The organism is Methanofollis sp. W23 (genome assembly GCF_017875325.1).
In the GTDB taxonomy this organism is placed as follows: Archaea; Halobacteriota; Methanomicrobia; order Methanomicrobiales; family Methanofollaceae; genus Methanofollis.
In genome coordinates this window covers 1259592-1278481 of record NZ_JAGGMN010000001.1, presented here as the reverse complement: position 1 = coordinate 1278481, position 18890 = coordinate 1259592, and the positions used below count along the sequence as shown (strand labels likewise).

Below are 18890 nucleotides of genomic sequence, written 5' to 3'. Positions count from 1 at the left end.
GATGAGACAGCGCCTGACCCTTTTGCTCGGCGTCTTCGCCGTGATGGCGCTGTCCAATGCGGTCGTCCCGGTCCTGCCGGCCCTTGCAGAGGGTGCGGCATTCCAGGGCGCCATTTTTTCGGCATATTTTTTAGGAGCATTCCTGACTGTCTTCCCGGCGGGGCTCCTCTCTGACCGGATCGGGCGGGTGCCCCTGGTCAGGGCTGCGCTGGTGCTGACCCTGGTGAGCGGGGCATTGATCCTGGCGGTCGCAGATCCAATCGTCCTCCTGGCGGCACGGGCCCTGGAGGGGATCGGGGCCGGACTCTTTGTGCCGGCGGCGATGTCCTGGATCAATCTCCAGCCAGACCACCGGAAGATGAGCGGCAACTTCATTGCCGCCCTGAATGTGGGCCTGGTCTCGGGTCTGGTCGTAACCGGGTGGCTGAACGAGGCCATGGGGCCGGCAGGAGGAATCGCGGCCTTCACGCTTGCTACACTTCTCCCGCTCCTGCTCAGCGTGGTGATGAAGGACGCGGCGGTCGGGGATGTGCCGCGCGGGAGTGCCGACCTGGCGGCGATTGGCAGGGATTATTTCTGGATGTATGTCGCGACGATCATGCTGATCGGGGCGACCGGGGCGGTGACGGCGCTTTACCCGGAGTATACGGGCGAAGAGGCGGCGGCCCTGGGAGTGCTGATCGGGGCGATGAATGTGGCCACGATCTTCTCGTCGCTGGTGGCGTCGAGGGTCTCACTGAGCCCGATCCCGACGATACGGGCGGCGGCAGTGTTGATGGGAGCGGCGGTCGCGGCCCTGTACTTCACGCCGGCGGCCTTTGTGGTCATCGGGGCGCTGGCAGGGGTGGTGATCATCGCCCAGGTCAACTATCTTGCGGCCGACCCGACTCGTCAGGGGGCGGTGATGGGGCTCTTCAACACCTCGACCTATGCCGGGATGACGCTCCTGCCTTTTGTTGCAGGGGTCGTCGCCGAGGTCCAGGGGTTTGTGGCGGCGTTTGCGATGGTCGCCGTTCTTTCGGTCCTGATGGCCGTCACAATCGGGCGGTGCCGGTGTCATGTCCCGGCGTGAGAGGGTATATATTCGGGTGCAGGAGAGTCGGTGGTGGATGGGGGCGCGGCACCTCGCCTATATCCTGGTTCTGAAGTCATCCCAAACCTCTCCACCCTTCCTCCTTCCAGAAGAGAGCAATGGATGTGGTAGGAAGTTCATCACCTTTTCGTTGCGCACCCATGCATTCATGCCTTCCCGACACCACTGCGTCGGGGGCACTGCCCTCGAGATCCCGGGATGGCGATTGGAGTGGGAAAGTAGAGCGATGATCGTGAAGACGGGATGCGGTTCCCCCGCTAATCTTCATCAGCATGGGGTCAGGGGGGCGGCGCCCCCGGTGAGAAGATGAGGGAAATGGTTTCGACACAACCCCATTTTCACGTCTTCCTATCTCTGGATACAGATTGAAGTGGGCAGGCGATGATGGGGAGAGTGACCCCCCGGCATGAGATTACAGGGAAGGTTCTACGATCTGGGGCGGCACACCCGATTATCACTCTTTCTTGCACCTTCACGCCGCGGGCGCGGCTCCCCCAAACCTCCGGAATGAGGATAGGAGTGGGAAGGCAGAGCACCGATCATGCTGAAGGTGTCTCTCTCATCTGTATATCATCTTCAACGAGATCTGGATGGTTCAAATTCTCATAAAAACCAGGAAAGATAATCGTCAGGATCATTTTCATGGAGGTCATCCCAAAACTCTCCTGAGTTCCCCCTCTGCCAGAAATAAAGAAAATTGATGGTGTCAAACTCTCCTCTTTTCATAGCGTGAACATCCATTCATCGCCTTCTTGTATCTTTTTCGCCGGGTGTCCTGCCACCCGACCTCTATCTTCGTCATGGGGGGTTCGGGGGGCGGCAAGCCCCCCGGCGAAGAGAACCATCAAGAGGGTTTCTACAGAGCCTTTAATCTATATGTGGGGCGGCACGTGATCGGTCGCCGTCCTTGAACAATCTCGCCGGGGGCGAGTGCCGCCCGGACTCCCAGGATGAAGAGAGGGGCGGGAAGGCGCATGTGATGATGCAGAAGAGGGGATGACCTCCTCCCCCCTCTCTCTTCTGCGGGGGGACTGCTGGGCAGCCGGCCAGCCCCCCGGCGGAAGATCTGCGCTCAGAATTTCTGGAATGAAAGGTTTAGATCCAGACGGAGATTCATGTCCGGGATACTTTTGGGATATGCTCATGGTAAACCTCACGATTTTGGTTTGAGTATGATTTACCGGTCTCTCCTTGTGTGGGGTCTGAGGAGAGGAGTGAGATCTATCAAGGGCTTTTTCCAGACCCTGTTCTCCCTTCTGGGGGTATCTCCGGTATTATCTGGAGAGAAAGAGAAAGACCACTCCATCCTCCCTTTCCAGAACTTACATAACATCCGCACGAAAAACCTACTACAGAGATCAGCGCCAACCCGCCAGAAGGTTTCGGGACGAATTCGGTGAAAATCCATGAGTACGAAGAATGTGTTCGAATATCTGGACGGAGAAAATGTCCAGGAGAAGTTTGCCGGCCTGGGGATCGCCCCTGGCGAGCGGATCGATATCCTCGAGATCCAGCGGTTCAGCCAGGACTACGGGTTCAGGGCGGTCCTCTATTTCGAGGAGGAGATGGGGAGGAACGGCAACCTTGCGGCCGACGAGAAGGCATACGAGAACGTGCCCGAGACTGAGCGCCCGTTCATCTCGGTGGAGAAGTTCTTGCAATTTGCCAGGGAGTTCGATCCCTACTCGTTTGAAATGCGGCTCAAAGAACTCCCTCTCATCATCGAGGTCGTCGCCGTCGGCGAGATCGAGGGTGAGCCTTATATGACCGGGCTGATGCCGTTCCTCGACGATCTGGAAGACTTTGAAGAACCTGAGATCATCGGATAGGTGAACCTCAGATCTCTCTGGTTTAATCTTCAATCTTTATCCAGGGGATCCTGGGGTTTGGCTTCCGGTCGGGGGCATGAGTACACTTTTCCCAAACACCCTGCTCATTTCCTCACAGAGAGCATGAGTGTCTATCAGAAAAATAACGATCTTTTGGCTCTTTAAAAAGCGTCTTGATAATTATGATCTCCGCTGGGGGAGGCGTATCACGACACGATAGGGTTGCGGACGGCACCTCCCTCTTCATGATCATCCATTCCACCTTCCTGGCATAATCTTCCTCACGAGATCAGGTGGCTGTGAGCGATGGCGACCACTGGGAAATCTTTGAGTTTCGGGCTCTGTAGAAATCCTCCGGACAGGTATCTTTGGCGGGGGGGCGTGCCGCTCGCTCCCCCGGTCTCCCCGCGCGAAGAGAAGTGGTGGACGGCATTACGCCCTTCATAGCGATTGATTGTGCCTTCCCTGCCCTGTCTTCATCCAGGGGGGGGGTGCGGGGGCCGCGCCCCCGGCGAGAAGATGGGGGAAGGCAGCAAGAAGCCATGAAACGAGGCTGCAATCTCCCGTCAATCTTCATCGACGGCGGATCCCCGGGGTCGGCACGCCCCCTGGTGGAGGAAAACGTTTTGAATTTCTGGAAGGACGCACTTCAGTTCAAGACGATGGTCAGGCCTCAGGGAGTTTTGGGATATGTTCTATGAAAATGATCGCGAAGATCATCTCTCCCTCTTTCTATAATAGTTAGAATTCACGAGATATCCTTCAAGAGTGATAGCGCAGATCGCAGATACATCTCCAGAATGATCGAGCCTCTGCCTTTCTGGTCCAATCTGGTTCCCTGGGGTCAGGGGGCGCAAAACCCCTGTATGAGAGTGGAATGTGGGGAGGCGATGGAACAAGGTCTCCACCGATCTTCCAGTCTTGGAAAGAGAGGTAAAGCACGCGACGAGAACGTTTCATCCCGTGTTTCATCCCGTATGTGTGAGGCGTGCGTTTGCTTCATGAGCGGTTCAAAAGAGTCTATAATTCTCGTACCTGATCGCCTGTTTCGCCGTTTTCGACCAGTCACCTCTGTGGGTGTGTCCAGGGGCGGCATACCCCTGGCATGAAGATAATTTCTTTTGAGTCGGCCCTGTAGAATCAGGCATGACCCTGAGGCTCACGCGTACGTGATGAAAATGATCGTGGTTCCCCAGGGTGTGTGAAATTGTGCTCCCCTTCAGCGCAGGAGACTCTGTGAGACCGCCGCCTCATTGCTGCCGCCCCGCCCCTCTCCTCGTCGGGGGAGTTCAGGGGGTGCCCCCCCGGCACGAGGTAGATGAGAAGGCACGTGATCAGAGAGGTACTCTCACCGATCTATCAGGGTTTCTACAGAGCCTTTGAGTCGGTTTTTCTCGCGTTCAATCCCTCTCTCACCCGGCCCTGTCCATCCTCTTCTGGAGACGATGAGAGAGGGGCGAGAGCCTCTCACAACCCTGAACATACCTGCTTCCTTCGTTCCTGCCTTCCCAACTACCTTTCCGCTCTCTTCTCCAGGGCGGCGAGGGCCCTCTGTGCCGCGGCTCGTTTTGCGTCGGCCTTGCTCCGACCCAGGCCCCTTGCTGAGAGGAGGCCGGGGGCGGTGACCGCACAGGCAAAGGTCGGGGCATGGTCAGGGCCTGTGCGCCCAAGGAGGTGATACTCCGGCATCTCATTGTATTCTTGCTGGAGATGTTCCTGGAGCCTGCCGATGACATTTCCGTCTGGGTCGAAGTGGAGGACGTCGTCGGCGATAAGCCCGAGGACGATCTCGCGCGTCCGGTCAAGCCCGAGGTGGAGATAGAGGGCGCAGATAAATGCCTCAAAAACGTCGGCGATGATCGGACGGGTGAGAGGTTGGCCGGCGCCGAGGAGGATGTGCTGTTCCAATCCAATCCCGGTCCCCGGGACGATCGCCCCCAGGTGCTCGTTCTTGGTCGCCTCCATCCGTTTGGAGAGCGCACCCTCCGAGCAGTCGAAGTGGCGGAAGAGATATTCGGCCACGATGAAGTTGAGGACGCGGTCGCCCAGGAACTCGATCCGCTCGTAGTCTGGGCGGGGGAAGGGCCCGATGGGGTGCTCGTAGGCATAGGAGCGGTGCGTCAGGGCCTGGTCGTACCGGGCGAGGGCGTCGTCGTCGGGGTCGGTGACGCCGATCCCTGGCTGTGCAAGAAATTGTATGAGTTCTTTTTTTCTGGTCCATTCCATCGAATAACCACCGTCAGGTGAGGTTGGCCTGCCCGTTGCCCGGGGAAAAGGCTATTGTGCAGAGAAATATAGAAGTGACGCATTATGAAGATGCTCATCGGAGGAGAATGGAAGACGGCAGCAAGCGGAGGAGAGATGGAGGTGATCAACCCGGCGACCTGGGAGAAGGTCGGGGTGGTTCCCCAGGGCGGCCAGGACGACGTGGGTGCAGCGGTGGACGCCGCATCAGAAGCATGCTCGGGCTGGGCCGCCCTCCCGCCGGTCGAGCGGGGAAAGATCCTCTTCAGGACGGCGGCGCTGGTCCGTGAGGAGGTGGGACGACTTGCAGCCATGCTCGTTGCGGAACAGGGCAAACCCCTGCGTGAGGCGACCGACGAGGTGCGTGGGTTTGCTCATGTCCTGGAGTACTATGCCGGGCTCTCGTCGTCGCTGTATGGGGAGAGCATCAACACCAGGCTCTACGGACGGATCATCGTCGAGAAGCGTCCTCTCGGGGTTTGCGCCGGGATTATCCCCTGGAACATGCCGGTGATGATTGCGGGATGGAAGATCGGACCGGCCCTGACGGCCGGGAACACCATGGTCCTCAAACCGGCGAGCACCACGCCGCTGACGACCCTGGCCATCGGCGACCTCTTCCTCAAGGCCGGCCTGCCGGCCGGGGTGCTCAACATCGTCACCGGGCCTGGCGAGACTGTGGGGGAGGCCCTGGTCACGCATCCTGAGGTCAGGAAGGTCTCGTTCACCGGCGAGATCGGGACCGGGCGGCATGTGGCCGAGACGGCGGCGCAGACGATGAAGCATGTGAGCCTGGAGCTCGGCGGGAGCGATCCCATGATCGTCTGCGACGACGCCGACCTTGAGGTCGCGGCGGCCGGGGCAGCGGCCGGGCGGTTCTATAACTGCGGCCAGACCTGCACCGCGGTGAAGCGGGTGTATGTCTTCTCGGAAGTTGCCGAACGGTTCAGGGAACTGCTCACCGAGAAGACCCGCGCCTTCACTATCGGGAATGGGATGGAGAAAAGGGTGCGGATGGGGCCGCTGAACAATGCCGCGGGCCTCGAGCGGATCGAAGCGGTGGTCGAGGACGTGCGCGACGAGGCCGAGATCCTCACCGGCGGGACGAGGCCTGAGGGGAAGGGGTTCTTCTATGAACCGACCCTGCTTGCCGGGCTTCCTGCCGACGCCCCCGTCCTCAGCGAGGAGGTCTTTGGTCCGGTCCTCCCGGTCGTGGAGGTCGAGGACCTCGACGAGGCGGTGGAGGCGGCGAACAGCACCCGGTACGGTCTTGGCGCCTCGATCTGGACGAAAGATCTCGGGCGGGCCGAGCGCGGGTGCCAGGACCTGGAGGCCGGCATCGTCTGGGTAAACCAGCACATCAAGGTGCCGCCTGAGACCCCCTTCGGCGGGGTAAAGTGGAGCGGCACCGGGCGAGAGAACGGGGTGCATGCCCTTGAGCGCTACACCGAGGAGAAGGCGCTGTTGATCAGGCCGTGAACAGGGGAAGGGCAACGCCCCTCTGATCACTCACCCGAAGAGCCCGAAGATTGAAACAGGACGGCAGAGCGGTGATCATGAAGGGGGCGGTGCCTTCTTCGGCGCAAGAGATGATCTGAAAATACTGGCCCCGTAGAAAATCATTGTGATGGTTCTCTTTTCGAGGGGGGGTTGGCCGCCCCCAAACCCCCCCGCGCGATTCGATAGGCGGTGGACGGCATTACCCTCTGCATGGTCATTGATGGCGCCGTCCCACCCCCATCTTCATCCCGGGGGTCCGGGCGGCACTCGCCCCCGGCACCGGTGTTTGGGAAGGCGTGATGATTGATCAGGCGTGCCGCCCTCAATCGCAGGCAGCATCTTCACCGCCATCTCGCGCCCGAGGGTTGCACTCCCCGGAACCCCCCCACGACGAGGAGAGGCAGGGGCGGCGATGGAACAAGGTCTCCAACAATTCTCCTGTCTTGAATAAGAGAGATCAAGCGACGAGATATTTTCATCCTGTATGCTTGAGCCTGAGGCTCATGTTCAATTCTACAGATCCAAAAAAAGAAAAAAAGGGGAACGCTCTTTTCAGTCCCTGAAGAGGATGTGGGTAGTCATAGTGCGAGCGCCGAAGAACTGCTTGCAGAACCCCCCCATCTTCTTGGGGCCGTACTCTTTGCAGGAGAAGATGTCAAGGTAGGCGGCGTTGGTCTCGTTCGCAAAGTGGCCTGAGACCAGGGAAGTCTCGATGAGCTGGGTCATCGAGTAGCCCGCCACCTTCTCGTTCGGGCCGAAGTGGACGACGGTCGGCTCGCCAAAGCGCTTCATATCAATGAGGTCGCAGAGCTCAACAATGAACCGCCTGATCGTGTCGGCGTCTCTGATGGCCTGGGGGTCGCAGTCCTTGAGGTCGACACTGGTATACAGGCCCCATGAACCCTGTTCCCTGAACCGCTCGATGATCTCTTCGTCGGAGAGGGCGTCCCAGGTTGTCATCGCACGGTTCAGGCCAAGCATGTCAGGCTGGTTGTTCATTTTGGTAGTGGTCATCTCCATACTGATCCCCTCCTGGGGGTCTAGAGGATATTGATGGATCTACAACACATGATGGAGATTTAAAAATATCTCTCGCGATACCTCGGAGGGATTGAAAATATACTGCGAATATTCGATTAAAAATGCCAAATAATGGTTAAAAATGTGCATATCTGGACAATTGGGACAATTCCGGGAGGAAAATAGATGGGGGCCAATTATCGGCAAGATTCAGCCTCCCATATCCAGTGAGGGACGCTCAGGCCATTAATCGGTTCTGCGCCCCATACGCGTCCAGATTTGAATTTGGCATATCTCGGCACGATGAAAATCAAAATAAATAGGTTTTATTTGCCTGAATATTTCCAATTCTGTTTTTATTTGGGCTTTTAAGAATCATAGGGGAATAAAAGGGACAAAAAGTCTCTTAGATGTTATTATTTGTCCGATATTCGGGCTCATGAAATCCTACCGATATCGAATATGAAATATTGTTCAAAAAATATGTATACGTTAATGCACACTGCAGCACATCCTCACGCCCCATGCCCAGCCAGGTGCGGCACCTCAACCAGTTCAGGGGCAGGGCCGTGCTCGGCGACGTACCTCGCCACCGCATGCGGTGCCCCATGGAGGAGGCGGCGGGCGGTGTGGTAGACACTCGGCTGCATCTCAGGGTCGACGCCCCGCATCACCGAGAGAAGCACGCCCACCAGCGGAATCTGGTGCTCCTCTGCCATCCTGTCAAGGGCGCCGAAGACCTCGAGGGCGCTGACCGTGTTGTACTCGTTTATCTGGCCGAGACGGCCGAGCACCTCTGCAAGATACTCGCGTCCCTCAGGAGTTTCCAGGGAGAGCCGACGATTCCTGGTAAACCGCCCGAAGAGTGCCCGCTGATCATTGGACTGCTCGATATGGAAGGATGGCGAAGCCGCCACCTCCTGCACCAGGTCGAGGGTGTCGGGGGCTGACGACCCCGCGACAACGGCAAGGAACGTCTCCCATGAGACCGGATGTTCCTTCGACTCAGCCTCAAACTTTTCCAGTACCGCACACCGGTCAGGGGCCGAAGAATCGAGGTACGCGGCAAAGGCCGCAATCTGGTCGGTGGCGCAGCCCGCATCCTCGAACTGTTCCCTGATGAGGGCATGGACCTCAGGGGTGTCGAGGGCGGCGAGCACCTGCAGGACGGCGTTCTTCACCTGCCGTGCTTTGATCGCCGACGGGCTCCGGTCGGCCGGCGCCGCCGCGTACCGGTGGTACAGGGCCGTAAGCCGCTCCTGGTGGGCGGCCGCGATCCCCCTCAGCAGGCGCACCCGTGCCTCATGGAGGGCGGTGTAGCAGTGGGCATAGTGCGGGTCGGTCACCGACTCGAAGAGGGTGAGGAACTGCCCGCCGGCCCGGCGCATCAGGTCGTCGTCAGAGGCGAGGTCGACGTAGAGCGTACAGAACTCATTCGAGGGAGCGGCCGAAGGGTCCTGGAGCAACCTGAGCATCTCGGCCTCCGCACACCGCTGGAAGGCGCAGAAACGGGCAATGAGGTCGGGGTCGGTCCGCGCCTGGAGGTAGAGTGCCGCAGGCGCGGCGTCGTTGGTCACCCGTCCATAGAAGGTATAGCCGCGGTTGACCGAGAGGTAGGCAGGAGCGTCGACGCCCTCAAAGACCATGGTCTCGTGCCGACCTCTCACCAGATGCGTCTGCTCCGCGAGGTCGACGCCGTCGGCCCCGACCAGGGCCATGGTCAGCGGGAAGGTCCAGGGCTCTGCACCCTCGGGGGTCTCCTGCTCGATCGAGAGGGTGCAGGTGCGCCTCGTCGGATCGTAGCGGTGCGCCACCCGCACCTCCGGGTACCCGGTCTGCTTCAGCCACCCCGCCGCCATCTTGCCGAGACTGCACCCTGAGACCTCCTCCATCGCCTCCAGCCAGTCCTGCCTGGAAGCGTTCCCATGGGCGAACCGTCGGTGATACACCCCGAGCCCACGGGCAAAGGTCTCTTTTCCCACGACCGTCTCGACCATCCTCACAAACTCAGGCGACTTCACGTAGGTGACCCCAGTGATCAACTCGTTGGGGTCGTTGAAGCCGTCTGGCTCGATGGGCATCGAGGCCGCCCCCTCGTCCAGGGCGAAGGTGCCGGTCTCAGGGTCGACGAGTTCGAGGACTGTCTGGAGACGGGCGTACTCCTCGCCGAAGAAGAACCCGAAGTGCTGGTTTTCCACATGCACCGTCACCGCTTCGTTGAGCCAGATCTCAAATGGCGTCTTCCCGGTCACCTCAGAGCCGTTGAGGTTGTGGTAATACTCGTGGACCTTCACCCGCACCATATATTCATAGGCCCGGTCGGTTATCTGCGGGAAGGGCATCAGCCGGTTGGTGGTGATGGTGGTGTTGCCGACATTCTCCATCCCGCCATAGTCTGAGTTCTGCATCCCGATCTCGCGGTAGACCGTGCCGGTATAGGCATACCCGGGAGTGATCTCCCTGACTTGTTCGACGAGTCTGGTCCGCAACGCCTCGACGCGCTCCTCGTCTCCTACCGCCTTTGCCAAGTCACGCTCGTGGCAACGCGCCATGAGAGCCTTGCGGAGAGGGAGGTGGCGGTACTGCTCCGGCCCGGTGAAGAGATAGACCCAGAGCACGCCGTCGGCGAGTACCTCCAGGGCCTCCTCTGCGGCCGCAGGGTCTGCACCCGGAGGGGCCAGGAGTTCGAGGGTGAAGGTCCGGCCATCCGGGTACTCGAACTCGCGCCTGAAGGTCGCATAGGTTCCAACGCCCAGGAAGAAGAGGTATGGGGCCATCGGGGTGGTGGTGTTGTCGAAGGTGACGATCATCTGGCCGTCCCCATATGGCCTCGGGGCCGAGAGCGGGTCGCCGTTGGAGATGATGTTGGTATAGCGTTCGTCGGCGATGACCGTCGTGGTGTAGGTGCACTTGGCCGTCATCTCGTCGAAGCACGGGACGATCCGCTGGAAGCCCCACTGCTGGCACTGGGTGATCTGGGTCGGCGGGGCGCCGGCAGGGGGCACGTCATAATACAGCCCCTCCAGGAGGTGGTCGGAGGGCCGGCACCTGGTGTGGGTGAGGAGGTGGAGATCTGTCCCGGCGGGGTGCGGGGTGGCGAAGGTGAAGACTAGGAGGTGTGCCCTGGCGTCGTACCTGACCGGGGTCACACACTCCTCGCACGAGGCGCTCAGCACCTTGAGGTCGCGGGCATTCAGTGCAAGATGTGCGACTGGTCGGTCCCGCACCCGCAGGTGCATCCGTGACTTTACCTCGGTCGCCTCGTCGCCGACCAGGATGACGAGGTCCATGTGGAGAACTTCAACCGGCAGTTCACCGAAATCTTCAGGATAAAAAGTAAAGAGACGCGTCATCAGACTCACTCAGGATAGGGGCCAGGGAACTATTATCCTTGCCCCAGGGGGCTCTCCGACCTGGTGCCGGACCTCGAAGATCAGCGGTCATCTGGTGCATCGTCTGGTTGTACACCGGAGACTGGGTGGAACCGTTTCCATCTGCACTCATCGTGCGAGGAGAAAAAGCACGTTTTAGGTTCTCTGATGAAATTTTTTCCTTTGAGGTCATCCCGAAATTACTCTGGCCTTAATTAGTGAGTGGAGGAAGTATCTGAAGCAGATCTCGTTCAAGAACTTCCCCCCTATCTTCATCGTGAGGGGTCCGGGGGCAGCGCCCCCGGCAGGAGAGAGCAAGAACCATGTTTTATTTTTTTGTGGGCGGCACGTCTGATCGGTCGCCTTCCTCCGTTATTCACACCGGGAAATGTGCAAATTCTCATGCAAACCCTGAGAGGCGATCTTCAGGTTCATTTTCATGGGGGTCATTCAAAAACTCTCCCGCCTTTCTCCTCGTCGATGAGCACGATTAGAAGAGAATGAAGAGACCTCTGCATATTCATCGCGCACCCATGCATTCGTCGCCTTTCCTCACGCCACTATGCCGGGGATGAGTGCCGCCTGATCCCTCTGGACCACAATTGCACCGGGAGGGCAGAAAAATAAACCATGAAGACAGGACGCAAATCCCCGCCAATCTTTATTCGTGGGGGTCCGGGGGGCAACAAAAGCCCCCCGGTGGAAGAGAGTGTTTCGAATTTTTGGCTCTGTAAAACCCTCGCCCCTTCCTAGTGTGAACATGACCCTCCTCCCTTCCCACATCATACGCACCGGGGGGGGGCGGCGCTCCAGGCCTTCCGGGATGAAGATAGGTGGTGCAGGGAAGTGGTGAGTCCTGCATGCATTCAGTTTCCCTGGCACCTCCCGGAATGGCGATTGGTGCGGGAAGGCAGAAAAAAGGTCATGAGAACAGGATGCGGTCCCCCGCGGAGATCTGCGTTCCGCAGGGATTATGCTCTCCAATTGAGAGAGCCTCGCGCGTCGCGGCGGCCCCCTTGAAAGATTTCATCTTCGGAGGTCTATTCTCTTCTCTGCAGGAGAGTCCTGATCCGCCCGAAGGGTACATCAGGCGTAGTGATAAGACAGAGAACCCCTTCATCCTCGTCTGAGACCAGATAGGTCCCAGAGCGTGTCTCAAGCGTGAAGTCCGAGATCTCGCCGATCCCAAGAGTCTCTGCAAGTTTACGGGCGACTCCAAAGGACGAGCAGAGGGCATGCTCGTTCAGATCTGCAGGCCGCCGCCCGGCCAGCACTTCGAGGCCTTCGGACCCGCACCGGCCGACCATCATTATTCCGGCATCAGACCACTGTGTGGCCTGGACTGGTTGCGTCGGGGGCCTTACCTGGGCTTTCTGTTCATCTGGTTCATCTGGTTCATCTGATCCAGTCGCCGGTGCCGGGGGGGATGAGGAACCCGCGATCTGGACCCCGTGTTCTCTGCACCATTCTTGAGCCGCAGAAAATTCTTCTTCAGTATATCGGCAGAGGTTCAGGTCGACGACCCCCTGGGAGAGAAGATATTCTCTGGCTGCGTTTCCACGCAGGATCATCTTGCCATATCTAAACCAGTAGGCAATCGCCTCCCCTTTCCTGATCAGGAGAAAACCGTTTCCACCCTGGACCTGGACTGCAACCTTCCCGACAAATTTGCCGGTGTGGGAGAAGACCCAGGTGAGCGGGGCCTGCATCGTGCCAAGACTGGTTCCTTCAGGGAGTGTTACTGTCATACCACCGATGTGATCAATTCTATATTCTTCTTCATCTCGTATCTGACCCGTCCCTGGTTGGCGCCAGGGCCGAGGAGGACGGCAAGGACTGACCCGTCTTCGATGGGCATGACAAGGAGGCTCCCCCCGGCCCCCTCCACAATGGCCCCACCGTACCGCTCGGCTTCAGGTCCGCCGGCAAGACAGTCCCAGGACGATGCCGCCTCATGGATCAGGGGGGCGGCGCCGTCCCAGTCGGCCCCTCCCGCCTGGCCGAGAACCTCTCCGTCAGGCCCGACCAGGGCGGCACCGAACGCCCCACCGATCAGGAGTTTTTTCAGGACAAACGTGAGCATTCCAACCATACAATCCCTCTTAGACCCTTAAAAGTATCTCGATCTTATTTTTTATCTTGCCGGACGCCTCGGTGCCGAGGACCGGTACCGCCGCGGAGTAACAAGCATCAGCCAGGGCGGGGAGGTCGGTAACAGTCAGGCTGGCCGGACTCTTGTTCAGTGCTTTTTTTGCAGACCTTGAGAGGACATAACTGGCCGATGGACCGGTCTCCTCCTCCAGGGCGGTGAGCACGTTCTTGTCCAGTGGCATGCAGGGACCGCCTCACTCATTATCTTCACGGGCAAGGGCGTCGAGCACCCGATACGAGTTGATCATCCTGTTGAAGGACGCGGCAAGATCCCCGATCTCGTCGTTGCTTGTGACGTCCACATTTGCCTCCCTGAGATCTCCCATCGAGACATTCCTGGCCACCTCTGAGAGCTGGGTGATGGGGCGCGTGATGCTGCTTGCAAGGAAGAGACTCCACATCACCACAATCCCGAGCGTCGCCAGGGTCAGGACAAAGACCGTCCCCTGGAGACCAAGGATCTCCACAATCCCTTCGGTATCTCCTGCTGCCATGATCCCGAGCAGGATGACGGGAATTACGGCGACAAAGAGCATACTTGCAAAGAGCTTGTAGAAGATGGGGATCTGGAGGGTGGGGCTCCTCCCCCCTGCGCCGGACTTGGCCATACCTTCCATGGGAGATTATTCTACACTTTAATATTTAAAAGTATTCAATTGTGTTATTTATCTATATGGTATTCAAAATCAAATTAAAAATAATTATAGCTTGATTCAGGACATTCGGGAATGAAGTGACCGGGAAATACGAGGACAAAGAAAGAAAAAGAGATATGATCATTTTGCGGCGGTATTTCCTTGATCTGGGCGCCATGAGCGCCCCACCAGGGAGAGAACCGCAGGCATCACGATGATCGCGCCCATCAACGAGAACCCGACCGTGATCACTGTGACGACGCCGAAGTTCTGGATGATGTTGAAGGTCGAGAGGACCAGTGCCGAGAACCCAAAGACCGTCGTCATCCCGGAGACTGTGATCGCAGTCCCTATCTGGGAGACCGCGTGCTGGACTGCATCATAGACTCCTGACCCCTTGTCGCGCTCCTCATAGAACCGCTCCATGATCAGGATGGTATACTCTGAGGCCACTCCGATGGTCATCGAACCAAGGACCGCAGTGAGCGGGGTGTAGTCGATCCCGAGGAGGTACATGATCAACCCGTTCCACCCCACGATCATCATGATCGGGATGAGCGGGGAGGCCGCCTTCCCGATTTTGCGATATATCAGGAAGAGGAACCCGAGGATGAGCCCGAAACCGAGGAGCGTCATCTGAGTCTTGCCCTTGGCGATATCGTCGATGAGCGCCGTGAAGAGTTCAAGAGAACCTGTCGGGTCGGCGACGATCCCGGCCGGCGGTTTGTCCCAGGCAATGTCCTGGCGGACTTTATTGATGAAACTCTCCGCCTGTTCCATCTCCATGTCGGTCAGGGAGAACTGGATGACCGTTTCCATGTTCCCGCGCAGGTACTTCGCTTTTTCTGCCTCAGGGATCAGGTCCAGCACTGCAGCGACTTCGGCGTCGGTCCCTGGCAGGACTCCATGGTTGTACTGCTGGACCAGACTGACGATGCTCGTCGCCTCGGTGATCTCGGCATTGTCGTGCACCTCAGATCGCGAGAACCTCTCGATCCATTCCAGACTGTCCATGCTGGTGACGTCGTCGCCCCTGATATAGATCGGGAGTGTCTGGGTCGAACCCATCGTGCGCGTGATCTTTTTCAGGTCGACGACCGCCGGCATATCAGAGGGGACAAAGGTCTGCTCGTCGGTGCTGATCTTGATCTCGCTGTCCATCTCGACCCCGACAAAGGCGACGAGGCCGAGGATGAGGAGGATGGGGACCGGGTTCTTTGCGATCTTCACGGCCAGGCCGCCGAGGAAGTTGTTGTATGCGGCCATCTTCCCACTTGCGGCGCTCCCGTTCTCTTCCCTGGGACGGTACTTGAAGAGTACTCCAAAGGTCGGGACGATGATAAGGGCCGATAGATAGCACATCACCACCCCGATGACACAGACGAGACCGAAACTCTGCACCATCGGGACCGGCGAGATCCACATCGCAAGAAAACCCATTGATGTCGCGGTCATCGCATACAGGACCGAGGGCCCGGTCCTGGTGATGGTGGTGACCACCGACTCATCGACCGGGGCACGCCGTCGCTCTTCGTCGAACCTGGAATGAAACTGGATCGCATAGTCGATCCCGATCCCGATGAGCACCGGGAACGCACCCATCGTCGCCATGTTGATCTTGATCCCGGTCAGCCCCATCAGCCCGAAGGTGAGGACAAGCCCGGTGGCCACGATGAAGACCGGGAGGAAGCGGTACCTCACATGCGAGAAGAGGAGGCCGACGGCAAGGATCATCAGGAGCATCGCCGCCCCGATGAGCACGCCCGTCGAAGAGCCCATCTCGTCCTTCATCTGCTGGGCGAAGGCTGGGTCGCCACTGACAGTGATCTCAACCCCTGGCGGGGGGTTGGAGATGGCCACTGCCGAGTCGATGGCATTGAGGACGGTCTCTCTTACATCTGAGGAGACGCCCGGCTCAAGGGTGATGATCCCGATGGTCATCATGTTGGAGGGAACGTAACGGTCCATGACCTCCTGGGGAACCAGGGCCCTGGCCTGCTGCACCTCTCCGTCTGAACGGGGCAGGACACCGCCGTTGACCTGCTTGACCATGTCGACGATGCTCTGGGTCGAACTGACATAGCGTTCGTCGGCAATGTCCTCCTGAAGAGTGTCCAGGTATTCGAGGACCTGGGGGTTGAGCACATTGTCGGTCTCGACCAGCAGCATGATGCTGTCTGACATGAATGAGTCGGAGTACTTGTCGTAGAGCATCCCGCGGGTGGTGGTCTTGTCCAGGTAGGTGTCTGACCCGGTCTCCATTGCGATGAGGCTCGTCCCATAGAAGGCAACGAGGAGGAGCATCACGAAGAGGCCGGCCACTGTCGCGGGGTGTTTATTGATGGTTTCTGCAATTGTCTGATACGGGGACTTCACACCTCGACCTCCATATTAACCCAGTATGTATGTCCGGGAGATGAATAAACTATTTGTTGCGATTGTGACAACACAATCCCCGGGCCAGATGATCCTGGATGGTCATTTTTTTGCCAGGGAAAATCAAGTCTGGACCCTGGAGAACCCCTCATCCCTCACCAATCTCTGGGACGAGTGCCGCCCCCGCCTTCTCCATCATATGTGTCGGGGACGCTACCCCCGGACCCCCAGGACGAAGATAGGACTGGGAAGGCATAATCGATGGACCTGTAGGGCGATTTAACGTCCACGACCAATCTCGTGGTGGGGAGTTTTGGGAGCGACACGCTCCCTGTCGAAGAGTTATATCCTGAGGGTTTCTACAAACCCCAAGTATGGACCATTGTACCGCGTATACACGATAAATATGACCCAGAAAATCTCCAGGAGTGTGGGGAGTATTCTTGCCTTGTGAATCGGTGTCAGGAGAGAATCCTGTTTCCCTGGTTCTGTAGAATCCGGCATGAATCTTAAGGCTCACGCATACTGGATGAGAATGATTTGGGTCTCCTGCTCGTGCACTGATCTGTCTTCCTCCTTCTGAGCAGTACAACGGGTGGAAAGCCCACTGCATTGCCGCCCCTTCCTCTCCTCATCGTGGGGCCTGGCGTGAGATGACGACGAAGAACCTGTGACTGAGGGCGGCCATTCTGATCGGCGTGCCTTCTTGCGCCATCATGGCGGGGACATGTGCCGCCCGGACCCCTGGGGCCCGGCACGCCCCCCCCCGCCGAAGCGCATCAAGGAGAATATTATATCAGTATGCTCTCCTGTCTCTCCGGGGTGACCGCCAGAGGGGGGACCGTAGTATTTGTATTCGCATCTGCTTCCCCTGGAAGCACCGTGAAGACGCCCTCCTCACCTGCAAGGTGAGCGTCGAGATCAGTGAGGTTGTCATAAAACCTGCAGAAGGGTGAGGCGGGTAGAGAGATGGTATTATTCTGTGCACCGGCACGGAATCTTTCGTACATCGCTTCAGGCATCTGTACCAGAACAATCCCATCATCCGGGCCGATATTTGTTTCAACGAATCGGTGCGGGTGTTCTTTGTAGTTCATATACCGGTCCTGACAGAGCGACGGAAGAGGGAGGACAATGATCCCACTTCCCTCATCTTGCGCCGATATGTTGAGAGTTTTTTCCGAGAGAATAAAAGAGATCATTTCAGATTCTGGCAAGGGTGTTGCAGGTCTTGCGTTCATGAAATATTCAGGAGGGATGAAATGATCCGGCACATCGGCGGTTGAGTTCACGTCGGCGTGATCATGTTCATCGAATCCATCTTCTGCCGCACCCAGGATCGAGACCATGGTCACTGCCACTATAATGATTGCAAGCAGGAGGATCCTGAACTTCAGGGCCTTCATGTCAATCATACCTCTCTTCATTCTCAGGAGGTGCAGGGGCACGTCCCTATAGAATTCAACCTATGCTCCTGCCCATATATCATGTTCGCCATTCCTGGAAATACGTACTATTCTCGCTCCAATATCCGAATAGACCGATGGTCCCTCCCTCATGCAGATCTCATCCTCTGTTCCTCTTTCCCAAGGAGAATGAATCACGCGGGAACCTGATTCCACCGTTTTTGATTACAGCATCGTATGATCTCTGGACAAAATAACACAGACAGATCATGGTGGGGATGACGATGAACAGGACGACTCCGTTCTGCAGGTACCCGGGAAGATCCATTCTAGATATGAAGTAGCCAGATATGGCAAACACCGGCATGTGAAAGAGGAAGATACAGTACGACGCATACGAGAGTGCAATGACGGCAGGGGCGATGCTACTTCTGTACCTTTTGAGTGGACGCTCAAGAATAAGGAAACGGCAGTTTTTTTCTGCTGCAAATATCCCGGCAATGAAGAAGAAATAGTAGAAAAAGAAGCGATAGTCGATGATGTCCAGAACCTGATGAAGGATGAACAGGAGAGCAAAGATGCTTGCAGCGAGGATGACTCTCTTCCTCATCTTACCTGAAGATCGTGAAAATAAGGGGTAGAGGGCATACATCACCATGATGAAACCGATAAACCAGAGAGTGAAGATCGGTTCGATATAGGGTGCCAGCAGTACCTGGAGAGAGAGGATGGTGGCGATCCATTCGATAGTGCTGTAGTGGAGAGGGGGGAAGAGCGCAAAGACCTGGAAGCAGAGAAAATATACCAAGAGTGCAGCGAGGTAGAGAGGATAAATCCTCATAATTCTTTTTTTATAGAAATGCAAACCTTCCCTTCTGGTTTGTATGTTTGAATTGTTCCTGTAGATGGCGTACCCAGAGGCAAATGTAAAGCATCCCACTGCGATAAATTTCAAGATCTCAAAGATAAGAATATTCTTTACGAGGAAGACTGAGAGGAAATTTTGCATATGAATAAAAATGACAAGAAGGATTGCGAAGGCCTTTATCTCGTCCAAAAAGAGGATCCTTTCCATTTCATTTGCCCCCTTACATGATATGCACTGATGATAGGATCATGATAGTCTTTTTGATCTGTTATTTTGGAAGGGCCGAGTGTAATTGAGTGTCAACAGAATTGTCTCCCCGGCGACGAAGGAACAAAAAAGAGAGGGATTTGTATATCCGGGCTCTGTTGAATTCCTAGATCATTCTCCTTATAGCAAA

Annotated in this window: 13 protein-coding genes; 3 read left to right on the top strand and 10 right to left on the bottom strand. The window is 57.4% G+C overall.

The genetic code is table 11. The annotated features are described in order from the left end of the window. Nucleotide 1: 1 nt before the first annotated feature. Nucleotides 2-1072 carry an MFS transporter gene (locus J2129_RS05345; RefSeq protein ID WP_209629887.1) on the top strand — a complete coding sequence of 357 codons (1071 nt, stop codon included), beginning with the start codon at nucleotides 2-4 and terminating at the stop codon, nucleotides 1070-1072. A gap of 1427 nt (nucleotides 1073-2499) precedes the next feature. Continuing rightward, entirely contained in the window at nucleotides 2500-2922 is a 423-nt protein-coding gene (locus tag J2129_RS05340) for a hypothetical protein (protein WP_209629886.1), read from the top strand. A gap of 1512 nt (nucleotides 2923-4434) precedes the next feature. Here J2129_RS05340 and J2129_RS05335 read toward each other — a convergent pair. Beyond that, a complete protein-coding gene (locus tag J2129_RS05335; RefSeq protein ID WP_209629885.1) occupies nucleotides 4435-5148 on the bottom strand; it encodes a ribonuclease III domain-containing protein in 714 nt (237 codons plus the stop codon). 84 nt (nucleotides 5149-5232) lie between these two features. Here J2129_RS05335 and J2129_RS05330 point away from each other — a divergent pair, with 84 nt between their 5' ends. Continuing rightward, complete coding sequence (locus tag J2129_RS05330; RefSeq protein ID WP_209629884.1) at nucleotides 5233-6645, top strand: aldehyde dehydrogenase family protein; 1413 nt, start codon at nucleotides 5233-5235, stop codon at nucleotides 6643-6645. Between the two features lie 573 nt (nucleotides 6646-7218). Here the strand turns inward: J2129_RS05330 and J2129_RS05325 are convergent. The 9 genes from J2129_RS05325 to J2129_RS05285 form a co-directional block, all read right to left on the bottom strand. Next, nucleotides 7219-7680 carry an S-adenosylmethionine decarboxylase gene (locus J2129_RS05325; protein ID WP_348632291.1) on the bottom strand — a complete coding sequence of 154 codons (462 nt, stop codon included), beginning with the start codon at nucleotides 7678-7680 and terminating at the stop codon, nucleotides 7219-7221. A 521-nt stretch (nucleotides 7681-8201) separates the two neighbouring features. Continuing rightward, nucleotides 8202-11039, bottom strand: coding sequence for a M1 family metallopeptidase (locus J2129_RS05320; RefSeq protein ID WP_209629883.1), 2838 nt, complete (start codon nucleotides 11037-11039; stop codon nucleotides 8202-8204). Nucleotides 11040-12097: 1058 nt separating this feature from the next. Beyond that, entirely contained in the window at nucleotides 12098-12805 is a 708-nt protein-coding gene (locus J2129_RS05315) for a hypothetical protein (RefSeq protein ID WP_209629882.1), read from the bottom strand. Further along, the gene (locus tag J2129_RS05310; RefSeq protein WP_209629881.1) at nucleotides 12802-13149 is read right to left on the bottom strand and encodes a hypothetical protein; all 348 of its coding nucleotides are present in this window, start codon (nucleotides 13147-13149) and stop codon (nucleotides 12802-12804) included. The genes J2129_RS05315 and J2129_RS05310 overlap by 4 nt, the downstream gene beginning before the upstream one ends. Nucleotides 13150-13159: 10 nt before the next feature. Then, nucleotides 13160-13390, bottom strand: a complete 231-nt coding sequence (locus tag J2129_RS05305; protein ID WP_209629880.1) for a hypothetical protein — start codon at nucleotides 13388-13390, stop codon at nucleotides 13160-13162. Nucleotides 13391-13402: 12 nt separating this feature from the next. Next, the gene (locus tag J2129_RS05300) at nucleotides 13403-13816 is read right to left on the bottom strand and encodes a HAMP domain-containing protein (RefSeq protein ID WP_209629879.1); all 414 of its coding nucleotides are present in this window, start codon (nucleotides 13814-13816) and stop codon (nucleotides 13403-13405) included. A 168-nt stretch (nucleotides 13817-13984) separates the two neighbouring features. Further along, nucleotides 13985-16219, bottom strand: a complete 2235-nt coding sequence (locus J2129_RS05295) for an RND family transporter (protein WP_209629878.1) — start codon at nucleotides 16217-16219, stop codon at nucleotides 13985-13987. Nucleotides 16220-17010: 791 nt separating this feature from the next. Continuing rightward, nucleotides 17011-17634 carry a hypothetical protein gene (locus J2129_RS05290; protein ID WP_209629877.1) on the bottom strand — a complete coding sequence of 208 codons (624 nt, stop codon included), beginning with the start codon at nucleotides 17632-17634 and terminating at the stop codon, nucleotides 17011-17013. A gap of 151 nt (nucleotides 17635-17785) precedes the next feature. After that, nucleotides 17786-18700, bottom strand: a complete 915-nt coding sequence (locus tag J2129_RS05285) for an acyltransferase family protein (RefSeq protein WP_209629876.1) — start codon at nucleotides 18698-18700, stop codon at nucleotides 17786-17788. Between the last annotated feature and the right edge of the window lie 190 nt (nucleotides 18701-18890).

Excerpts from the sequence above, each read along its gene's own strand:
- J2129_RS05285 (WP_209629876.1), bottom strand. The coding sequence starts at position 18,700 with ATGGAAAGGATCCTCTTTTTGGACGAGATAAAGGCCTTCGCAATCCTT.
- J2129_RS05340 (WP_209629886.1), top strand. The coding sequence starts at position 2,500 with ATGAGTACGAAGAATGTGTTCGAATATCTGGACGGAGAAAATGTCCAG.
- J2129_RS05325 (WP_348632291.1), bottom strand. The coding sequence starts at position 7,680 with ATGACCACTACCAAAATGAACAACCAGCCTGACATGCTTGGCCTGAAC.
- J2129_RS05330 (WP_209629884.1), top strand. The coding sequence starts at position 5,233 with ATGAAGATGCTCATCGGAGGAGAATGGAAGACGGCAGCAAGCGGAGGA.
- J2129_RS05290 (WP_209629877.1), bottom strand. The coding sequence starts at position 17,634 with ATGATTGACATGAAGGCCCTGAAGTTCAGGATCCTCCTGCTTGCAATC.
- J2129_RS05310 (WP_209629881.1), bottom strand. The coding sequence starts at position 13,149 with ATGGTTGGAATGCTCACGTTTGTCCTGAAAAAACTCCTGATCGGTGGG.
- J2129_RS05335 (WP_209629885.1), bottom strand. The coding sequence starts at position 5,148 with ATGGAATGGACCAGAAAAAAAGAACTCATACAATTTCTTGCACAGCCA.
- J2129_RS05345 (WP_209629887.1), top strand. The coding sequence starts at position 2 with ATGAGACAGCGCCTGACCCTTTTGCTCGGCGTCTTCGCCGTGATGGCG.
- J2129_RS05300 (WP_209629879.1), bottom strand. The coding sequence starts at position 13,816 with ATGGCCAAGTCCGGCGCAGGGGGGAGGAGCCCCACCCTCCAGATCCCC.
- J2129_RS05315 (WP_209629882.1), bottom strand. The coding sequence starts at position 12,805 with ATGACAGTAACACTCCCTGAAGGAACCAGTCTTGGCACGATGCAGGCC.
- J2129_RS05305 (WP_209629880.1), bottom strand. The coding sequence starts at position 13,390 with ATGCCACTGGACAAGAACGTGCTCACCGCCCTGGAGGAGGAGACCGGT.
- J2129_RS05320 (WP_209629883.1), bottom strand. The coding sequence starts at position 11,039 with ATGACGCGTCTCTTTACTTTTTATCCTGAAGATTTCGGTGAACTGCCG.